The 9,209-nt window shown below is 36.0% G+C and carries 6 protein-coding genes and 2 pseudogenes; 6 read left to right on the forward strand and 2 right to left on the reverse strand.

The window, feature by feature from the left end; all coding sequences use genetic code 11:
* The first annotated feature begins 593 nt into the window (after nucleotides 1-593).
* The 5 genes from F6K54_RS33710 (at nucleotide 594) to F6K54_RS33730 (ending at nucleotide 5,851) form a co-directional block, all read left to right on the forward strand.
* The gene (locus F6K54_RS33710; protein ID WP_293087884.1) at nucleotides 594-2,867 is read left to right on the forward strand and encodes a heavy metal translocating P-type ATPase; all 2,274 of its coding nucleotides are present in this window, start codon (nucleotides 594-596) and stop codon (nucleotides 2,865-2,867) included.
* 647 nt (nucleotides 2,868-3,514) lie between these two features.
* Nucleotides 3,515-3,814, forward strand: a complete 300-nt coding sequence (locus F6K54_RS33715) for a ParA family protein (protein WP_293087886.1) — start codon at nucleotides 3,515-3,517, stop codon at nucleotides 3,812-3,814.
* A 71-nt stretch (nucleotides 3,815-3,885) separates the two neighbouring features.
* The gene (locus F6K54_RS33720) at nucleotides 3,886-4,596 is read left to right on the forward strand and encodes a ParA family protein (RefSeq protein ID WP_293087888.1); all 711 of its coding nucleotides are present in this window, start codon (nucleotides 3,886-3,888) and stop codon (nucleotides 4,594-4,596) included.
* A 608-nt stretch (nucleotides 4,597-5,204) separates the two neighbouring features.
* On the forward strand, nucleotides 5,205-5,351 hold the full coding sequence (locus tag F6K54_RS33725) for a hypothetical protein (RefSeq protein WP_293087890.1): 147 nt from the start codon (nucleotides 5,205-5,207) through the stop codon (nucleotides 5,349-5,351).
* Nucleotides 5,352-5,422: 71 nt separating this feature from the next.
* A complete protein-coding gene (locus F6K54_RS33730; protein WP_293087892.1) occupies nucleotides 5,423-5,851 on the forward strand; it encodes a CAAD domain-containing protein in 429 nt (142 codons plus the stop codon).
* Nucleotides 5,852-5,937: 86 nt separating this feature from the next.
* Here F6K54_RS33730 and aroA read toward each other — a convergent pair whose 3' ends face one another.
* The gene (aroA, locus tag F6K54_RS33735; RefSeq protein ID WP_293087894.1) at nucleotides 5,938-7,287 is read right to left on the reverse strand and encodes a 3-phosphoshikimate 1-carboxyvinyltransferase; all 1,350 of its coding nucleotides are present in this window, start codon (nucleotides 7,285-7,287) and stop codon (nucleotides 5,938-5,940) included.
* Nucleotides 7,288-7,506: 219 nt separating this feature from the next.
* Between aroA and F6K54_RS33740 the strand changes: the two are divergent.
* Nucleotides 7,507-7,891: pseudogene (locus F6K54_RS33740) on the forward strand (RNA-guided endonuclease TnpB family protein); the annotation flags it as partial.
* A 133-nt stretch (nucleotides 7,892-8,024) separates the two neighbouring features.
* On the opposite strand, the pseudogene F6K54_RS33745 reads toward F6K54_RS33740, so the two are convergent.
* A pseudogene (locus F6K54_RS33745) lies at nucleotides 8,025-8,250 on the reverse strand (IS1634 family transposase); the annotation flags it as partial.
* Nucleotides 8,251-9,209: the final 959 nt, after the last annotated feature.

The following is a 9,209-nucleotide window of genomic DNA, read 5'->3' on the forward strand; positions in this document are numbered from 1 at the left end:
ATATTTGTTTGAGCAATTTTATGTCTGGAAAAAGTACTAGCTTTTCGGTGGCAAGAGCTGCATAAAGCTAGTATTTTGGGATGATTATGACAGAAAAATTGAGGTACAATTCTTACTTCTACCTCCTCGCTCCCGAACCATTTCTCCTGTCTCCTGTCTCCTGTCTTCCCCTCCCCTCCTGGGAGGGGCTAGGGGTGGGTTGGGAGGGGCTAGGGGTGGGTTGGGAGGGGTTAGGGGTGGGTTGTCTCCTGTTTTCCCCTCCTGGGAGGGGTTAGGGGTGGGTTAAAAGACTTTTTCAGCAAGCCCTAAGTAATAATAGGACTAATATGGGGAAGTTAAAAGCGAGTGCTAATTGGCGAGGTTTCCTCAGAATGTAAGATGCACTCAATACAGTCAAAAGTATTGATTTGTAATTGTTTTAGAATTTTGTAAATGGTCAGTTATTTCCGCCATCCTGCACTAGAAATCCTAATCAGATAATTAACCTACTAGAAAGAAAAGAAAATCAAAAGAATTTTAATACTCGATAAATTTGAGCTGTATAATATTATATCAAAGAGTTAATCTCCCTTAAAAATCTTGAGGTTATTGTGATGGAAACTATTCGTATTCGTCTACAGGGAATGAGTTGCGCTGCTTGTGCAAATAGAGCTGAAAAAGCCATTAAAGAAGTATCAGGCGTCATTGAATGTAATGTTAATTTTGCTCTCTCTCAAGCTACAGTTTCTTATAATTCTCAAAAAACTAATTTAACTTATATTCAAGAATCTGTAAGAGAAGCTGGTTATCATGCTTTTGCCGAATCTGAACAAGCAGAAGATACTGAAAAAAAAGCTAGGGAAGCAGAAGAAAAAGAGCTAATCCGTAAAGTTATTCTTGGGGGAATTGTTAGTAGTTTATTAGTCATTGGTTCTCTACCTGCCATGACAGGATTACATATTCCTTTTTTTCCTAGTTGGCTACATAATTCTTGGGTGCAATTATTTTTGAGTTTACCTGTGCAATTATGGTGTGGTCAAAGCTTTTTTGTCGGAGCATTTAAAGCATTTAAATATCATACTGCTGATATGAATACCTTAGTTTCTTTAGGAACAGGTGCTGCTTATTTATATTCTTTATTTGCTACTTTTAACTCGAATTTCTTTATTAATCAAGGCTTAAAAGCAGAAGTGTATTATGAAGCTTCATCAGTTATTATTACCCTTCTCCTATTAGGAAAATTATTGGAAAATCGTGCTAGAGGAAAAACTTCAGAAGCTATTCATAAATTAATGGGTTTACAACCAAAAACTGCTAGGGTTATTCGTAATGGAAAAGAGAGCGATCTTCCCATTCAAGAAGTTGTAGTAGGAGATATTGTTTTAGTCCGTCCTGGAGAAAAAATTCCTGTAGATGGTGAAGTTGTAGAAGGAGAATCTTCTATTGATGAATCTATGGTGACAGGTGAACCCATTCCTGTTCAAAAACAAGTAAGAGATGAGGTAATTGGAGCAACAATTAATAAAATAGGAAGTTTTAAATTTCAAGCGACAAAAGTTGGTAAAGATACAGTATTAGCCCAAATTGTACAATTAGTAAAAGATGCTCAAGGCAGTAAAGCACCTATTCAAAAATTAGCAGATAAAATAACTGGATGGTTTGTTCCTACAGTAATAACCATTGCGATTCTAACTTTTATTATTTGGTTTAATACGATAGGAAATTTAACTCTTGCTATGATTAGTACTGTAGGAGTTTTAATTATTGCTTGTCCTTGTGCTTTGGGTTTAGCTACTCCCACTTCAATTATGGTTGGTACTGGAAAAGGAGCAGAAAATGGAGTGTTAATTAAAGGAGCAGATAGCTTAGAATTAGCACACAAATTAACGACTATTGTCTGTGATAAAACTGGAACAATTACTCAAGGAAAACCTAGTGTTACTAATTATATTACGGTTAAAGGTGTCACTAATAATAATGAAATTGAACTATTAGCAATAGCTGCCGCTTTAGAAAAAAATTCAGAACATCCTTTAGCAGAAGCTGTAGTTAATTATGCTCAATCTCAAGGAGTACAAAATCCTTTGCCTGAAGTGACTAATTTTGAAGCTGTAGCAGGAATGGGAGTACAGGGAAATGTATCAGGAAAGTTGGTACAAATTGGTACACAAAGATGGATGGATGAGTTGAAAATTGATACTCAAACTTTACAGTCAAATCGTCAACAATGGGAAAGTGAAGCAAAAACTACTGCTTTAATAGTTATTGACGGAAAAATTGAAGCCTTAATTGGAATTGCTGATGCAATTAAACCATCTTCAATAGAAGCAGTTAAAGCTTTAAAAAGAATGGGATTAGAAGTAGTAATGTTAACAGGAGATAATCAAAAAACGGCAGAAGCGATCGCCTCTGAAGTGGATATTAAAAGAATTTTTGCTGAAGTACGTCCCGACCAAAAAGCTAGTATTATTCAATCTATTCAACAAGAAAGAAATAGTTTAAAACAAAAGCATAAAGTCGTCGCGATGGTAGGAGATGGAATTAATGATGCTCCTGCATTAGCTCAAGCAGATGTAGGAATTGCTATTGGTACAGGCACAGATGTGGCAATGGCAGCTAGTGATTTAACTTTAATTTCTGGAGATTTGTGGGGGGTTGTTACGGCAATTCAACTCAGTCAAGCCACCATGAAGAATATTCGTCAAAATCTATTTTTTGCTTATATTTATAATGTTTTTGGTATTCCTATTGCTGCGGGTATTTTATATCCCTTTTTTGGTTGGTTATTAAATCCAATGATTGCGGGAGCAGCTATGGCATTTAGTTCAGTTTCCGTGGTAAGTAATGCTTTGCGTTTAAGGAAGTTTAGACCCAAAGTTAATCTATAGAAATAATTAATAATTAGGGTCTGCTGAAAAAGTCTTTTTGTCAGGGGAGAATTCAGAATTCAGAATCCAGAATCCAGAATTCAGGAGGAATGGGAATTATAGAAGAGGTAGTTAGAAGAATCATCCCTTGATTTTCTTCTCCTAGAAATGCCCAAAATGCGCTCCTTTTTGAGCGATTGGAGCTAAAAACAAGGTACTTTTTCAAGACCTAAAAAGGCACTTACCAATATCAGTAAAAGCTTTGATATTTAATCAGCAAGCCCTAATTAATAGTTAATAATTAACAATTACCTCTTATTTTCAAGGGTAGGATTTAGAGGTTGTCTGAGAAGTTCCTTATGCTACATCCAAGCCCCCTAAATCCCCCAATTTTGGGGTACTTTTAGAAGCAAATTGACTCTTATTCCCCCCAAAGTTGAGGGGCTAGGGGGGCAGAATTCAGTATCAAAAAACTTTTTATAATTCTTCTTAAGCTTAAGGAAAATTTTTTCTTGTTTCTCCTTGAAAGGAGAGGCTTTAAACCTTAATTATTCGGCAATGAAAATTTTGAAAGCATTTCAAGGTTTTTAGAGCTTAATTTGCCAACATATCTATTATTTGTTATAGTATACGATACTAATTTAGTATAAATTGACGAGCAAGTATTTATGTCGATAAAAGTTTATGCTTTTTATAATAATAAAGGTGGTGTTGGTAAAACAACTTTATGTTCCAATGCTTCAATATTGTATGCTGAAAATAATCCAGAGACGCAAATTTTAGTTATTGATATGTGTCCTCAAGCTAATATTTCTCAATTTTTGCTTGGAGGTGGAAAAGAAGGATATGAAAATAATCAAAAGTTGCAAGTAGCTTACTCAAGACGTAATATAGTAGGCTTTGTCGATTGGATTTTGAACGGTAATTCTGAATTTAAATCATTACCAAAAATTCTACTTATACAGTAAAAGCATCACTCTATAATGACTCTATTCCAGAAAATCTATATTTAATTGCTGGTGATTCTTTTTTAGAATCTTTGTCGTTAGCTCTTAATTATTCCGTACTTAATCCAGCAAATATTACTGCATGGAAAAATCATATGACAGCAATTAAAAGATTATGTCAAAGTGAGTTTGACAAAGAAAAATATAAAGAATTAGTTGTTTTCATAGACTGCAATCCTAGTTTTTCTATCTATACACAGATGGCGTTACTTTCTTCTGATTATTTAATAATTCCTATTATGGCTGATTTTACTTCATTAGAAGGAATTAAAGGAATTTTAATGCTACTTTATGAACAATATCCTTCCGAATCTCTCAAAAAATATGCCAGTAAAGTCCTCACATTTAATAAACAAGTTAAGCGATTCGAGCTGAAATTACCTAAAATAAAACAATTTGTTTTTAACAATTACACAAGCAATAAAGGTGTAGCTAATGCTTATAATTCTATCAGACAAGAATTGATTAATTTTTGCTATGAACAATATCAACATTTTCCTCAATATTTTACTAAGAATGATAATCCATTAAACTGTCTCAGTACATGGCAAAATGCCTATGTTACCAATGTCAAAGATTTTCATTCTTCAGGAAAAGTCTCTGCATCTCTCGGCATTCCTTTACATCAACTTCCTGCTCAAGGGCAAAATTTTAAAATGCCAGATGGAAAAGAAATTACTTTAGCTAAACATAGATATAAAGAGGCTGTCGAAAATATCAAATCTTTAGTCTCAAAATTATAACTTTCATCTCAATCTTATGGAGATAAGAAAACAAAAGTATCAAACCTATTTTTTAAGATATTCCTTTTCTGTAGTGACTCAGACTTGATACTAATGGCCTTGAGAACATGGACTACTTAGGTTTCTTCTCCAAATATTATTCTCTAACAGGAATGTTAGAACTTTTTTTACTCTTAATACTTACTATTAAATTTTTATAACTTGGTATGTTACATTTCGTCGTGCGAAATGTAGGATTGAAGATTTGTAGAAATAATTATAGACAAGTGACATACTCCCACACGCTCGCTGACGGTATAGTGTGGGCTTCTCGTTTCACAGTCCCGGTATCCCGTCGGACTCCACGAGCTTTAAGAACGAGATGCCCCACCGCTCTTTTTGCACATAAAAACTGCTCACCTAGTTCCGCAATAAGATTTTACGTTTTCCAACGGTTGACTAGGAATTCGGGCCAACAACCCCATATCCTAACGAGTCGCACAAATTTTCATGGTTCATTACTGGCGGCGATTAGCTCAAACCAGCATAATTCGATGATAACATAAAAATTTGTAAATTAATGGGACATCGAGTCCCATTAATTTACCGCCGATTCATCTGGTCGCCAAATGACAGATTATGGCGATCTGCTTCTCAGCGATTTAGCTAAATATTCTCAATCCATATATTATTATTCCAATGTCAGATTTTATGGTAATGGTCCATATTTGAAAAATCAAGATAACTTTAAGTCAAGAGTAGGTCATATCCTCTAAAACTCTGGAATACTGACCGTAATATCCACTCAAACATTTATCATAACTAATTGAAGGGACATCATTAAATTATGCAAGAAGAAAAAGAGACTACAAAAGAAGTAGGAGTCAACCCTACAGAAGCAGGTCCTCTAACTACAGTATCCAATCCCGAGCCTGAAGAAACATCCGATCAACTCCAAGGTATTAAAAACCAAATCTTGGAAATTTTATCAGAACTACCAGCTATTATCTCTGGCTTCTTTGGACAATATCAAAAACCGATAGTTACTCTCGGTTTGATTTTAGGACTTATTGTTACTCTAAAAGTAATGTTGGCAGTAATCGAATCATTAAATGAGATCCCACTGCTAGCCCCAACTTTTGAGTTAATTGGTATTGTCTATTCTGGCTGGTTTATATATCGCTATCTACTTCGTGCTTCTAACCGCCAGGAGTTATCGGTAGAGCTTCAAGCTTGGAAAGAACAACTTTTCGGGGAAAAATCATCAGATAAATAAAAAAAGTTCCAACAACTAGACATTGGTTAATAATTTGAAATTAAATTTTAAATAAATTAACCAATGTCTTAATTTTTTGGCTACTTTTATGACCTACAAATTTGTTGCAGAGTAGCAGTAAAATTAGGATAAGAAATGCTTGCAGCTTCAGCCTGATGGATATTGGTAGTATCAGTAGCATTAAGAGCAGCGATCGCCAAACTCATAGCAACTCGATGATCCCCATAACTCTCAACATCGCCACCAGTCAAGGCTACACCACCAGTAATTTCTAACCCATCAGGTAATTCTGTCACTTTAGCTCCCAGTTTTTGAAGTTGAGTGGCCATAGCCATCAGGCGATCGCTCTCTTTTACCCGTAACTCAGCGGCATCCTTAATAACAGTCGTCCCCTCAGCAAACATAGCAGCAACTGCCAAAATGGGAATTTCATCAATGAGTCGTGGAATTATCGCACCAGAAATTTCACAAGCTTTCAAAGGACTGTAACATACTCGTAAATCAGCCACAGGTTCTCCTGCCACAACTCGCTGATTTTCCTGTATAATATTAGCCTCCATCATTTCCAAAGCTTCTAATATACCTGTACGAGTAGGGTTAACACCAACATTTTCAATTACCAATTCCGATCCAGGTACAATAGCTGCTGCTACTAACCAAAAAGCTGCCGAACTAATATCACCAGGCACAACCACATCTTGGCCTCGCAATTCAACTGGGCCAGCCACAGTAACACTATTTGTTTCTGGATCAATACTAATTTGAGCGCCAAAAGCTTGCAACATTCTTTCGCTATGGTCTCGTGAAAGAACAGGTTCTGTCACCGTAGTTTTCCCTTCCGTCATTAAACCAGCAAACAAAATACAAGATTTTACCTGAGCTGAAGCAATGGGAGAATGATAATGGATCGGTCGTAATCTTTGTCCCTGAATTGCCAGTGGGGCTAAAGATCCACCTTGTCTACCCCAGATTTGAGCGCCCATTTGTATCAGAGGATCGATCACACGGGACATGGGGCGCTGAACCAGGGAGCTATCTCCAGTAACAGTAAAAAAACGTTCGGGATGGGACGCCAAAATCCCCAACATTAGTCGCATTGTAGTGCCAGAATTACCACAGTCCAAGACCTGAGATGGTTCTGTGAGATTATCTAGTCCCACCCCTTGAACTTCCACTAAGTCTGTATTCAGTTGAGAAATATCGGCCCCAAGAAGTGAAAAACATTGAGCAGTGCTGCGAGGATCTTCTCCTAGGAGTAAGCCTTTTATAGTAGTTTTCCCTTGAGCGATCGCTCCTAGCATAAGAGACCGATGAGAAATTGATTTATCTCCAGGAATTGAAATGTTACCTTTGAGGCATAGACCTGATTGTGGTCTTTGAATTATCAAAATTTCTTGACTATTTGTAATTTTTGTAGTAACTACAGCAGCTATCATAAAATTAACTATAAATTTGCACAGCCACAATTTTATAGGAGTTTGGGAAGAGTGAGGAGCAAAATACCTGTGCAGAATTTATTTAATATCAAGTCCGGATAATTTAGTGATAAAAAAACCTATCTTGATAATGCAGAACAAATATCCTTATTCTCCTCGCTCCCCATTCCATAAGGGAAATTTTAGCGACTAGATTCGCTCAAAAAATTATTTAGGCTTGTAGGGTATAAGCAAACTTCGGCTATGCTGACGAATTGGAAAAAGCAGGAAGATTTAGATTTCCTCGCACAAGTCAGTAGCGTTCCATTACAGCAAGGTTTGAGACATCTACAAACTGCTTTTCCTCCGGAATGCTGCGCAAACACTAACTTTTTCAGTGGACGTGCAAAATATCCTAACTTTAAGAAAAAACCTATGGGGTGGTAGTGCTGAATTTACAAAGTCGGCATTCAAGTGGAAAGATGGTCAAATATATTTGGCTAAGTGTGCTGAACCATTACCTATTAGATGGAGTAGGCAACTGCCACAAGATTGTGTCCCTAGCACAATTACAGTCAAGGTTGACCCCTGTGGTAGATGGTCTGTTTCTTTAAGAGTCAATGATACCAGGAATTTATTGCTTAAGCCAGTTAACAAACACAATCGCATCTTAATCATTGCCAAGTGCTTAATTTTACACTACTATTCAATCGTTGATTATTTTAGCGCTTTACCTGCTTTCTTTAGCCACAAGTTCCTCAACTGAGCAGATAGTATCTTTGACAACTTGGAGGAAAAAACTTCAATAATTCGCCCACGGTCTGAAGTTAGATTAGATATGCTCTTAAATCCAGAATTAATCAATAAATGAATCCACTGAAAACATTGAAATATCCAACGTAAAGTTGGTCTATTAGTAGGACTACCCAATTGATTTTTTACAGTAGATTGACTAGGTTTTAAAGTTTGGCGTAGTTGAGGTTGACAATCACGTATAATACCAGTTTGATAAATCTTTGCTACAAATACTTAGGTTACTGTTTAGGAGTCAGGAGACAGGAGTCAGGAGTCGTATGGAAATGGGTTTTATGCCATTTATTATATAAAAGTTTATCTTTTTCCTCCAATAAATATTTCCTACAAATTATTTTAATACTGCTTATTATCTGTAACATTCTTTTTTCAAATTGGTATAAACCAACAAACATAAACCCATAATTAACCCCAAAGCTTCGATTCGATCAGGGGATTTAAGGAAGATACTATCAGTTAAAAATAGTGGGTCCAATAATTCCTCCTACCAAACCTAGGTGGTCTACATTAGTCACTTCTATTGACATTTTCTCCTCTTTTTTGATCTTCTCCTTTGTAAGCATTCAGCCGTCAGCAATCAGCAATCAGCTATTGCTTTTAATTTTAGATAAAAGCTTTACTAATTGAGTCAGAACTTATACTTACTATAAAAGCTGGCTGAAACAGTTTATATTCATTAAACCCCCTTTTTTTTTGCTGAGAGCTGACAGCTAATAGCTGAATGCTTACTCTCCTTTTTTCTAGAATCACACTTTGAGGTTTTTTTTCTTGAGTCTAATACCAGTTTGATAAATGTTCGTTACAAATGGTAGAAGTAAGAAAGAAGAAAGAGGGAAGAAGGAAGAAGGATTGAATTTTGAAAAAAAAGGGAAAAACAATAGAAATAAATATCTAGAATGAACTGGAGCAGCTATTTTTAAGCATATCCGAACGAGGTCTACCTTTTTGTAGCATTCTTTTTTAAAATTGGTATAAATACTTACTCAAGTTTTCCCCTCTTTATGTAAGCATTCAGCTATTAGCCAGCCTCCTACCGGAGGAACTGCGGACTTCAGCTAGCCTCCTCCGGAGGAACTGCGGACTTCAGCAATAATACCTTGTGCTTAAGGACAAGTTTTAAATGAATATAG

The sequence above is a fragment of the Okeania sp. SIO3B5 genome (assembly GCF_010692555.1).
Classification (GTDB): domain Bacteria; phylum Cyanobacteriota; class Cyanobacteriia; order Cyanobacteriales; family Microcoleaceae; genus Okeania.

Bases quoted from the DNA above. Each gene is read 5' to 3' on its own strand.
- aroA (WP_293087894.1), bottom strand. From the start codon at position 7,287: ATGATAGCTGCTGTAGTTACTACAAAAATTACAAATAGTCAAGAAATT.
- F6K54_RS33725 (WP_293087890.1), top strand. From the start codon at position 5,205: ATGACAGATTATGGCGATCTGCTTCTCAGCGATTTAGCTAAATATTCT.
- F6K54_RS33715 (WP_293087886.1), top strand. From the start codon at position 3,515: ATGTCGATAAAAGTTTATGCTTTTTATAATAATAAAGGTGGTGTTGGT.
- F6K54_RS33730 (WP_293087892.1), top strand. From the start codon at position 5,423: ATGCAAGAAGAAAAAGAGACTACAAAAGAAGTAGGAGTCAACCCTACA.
- F6K54_RS33710 (WP_293087884.1), top strand. From the start codon at position 594: ATGGAAACTATTCGTATTCGTCTACAGGGAATGAGTTGCGCTGCTTGT.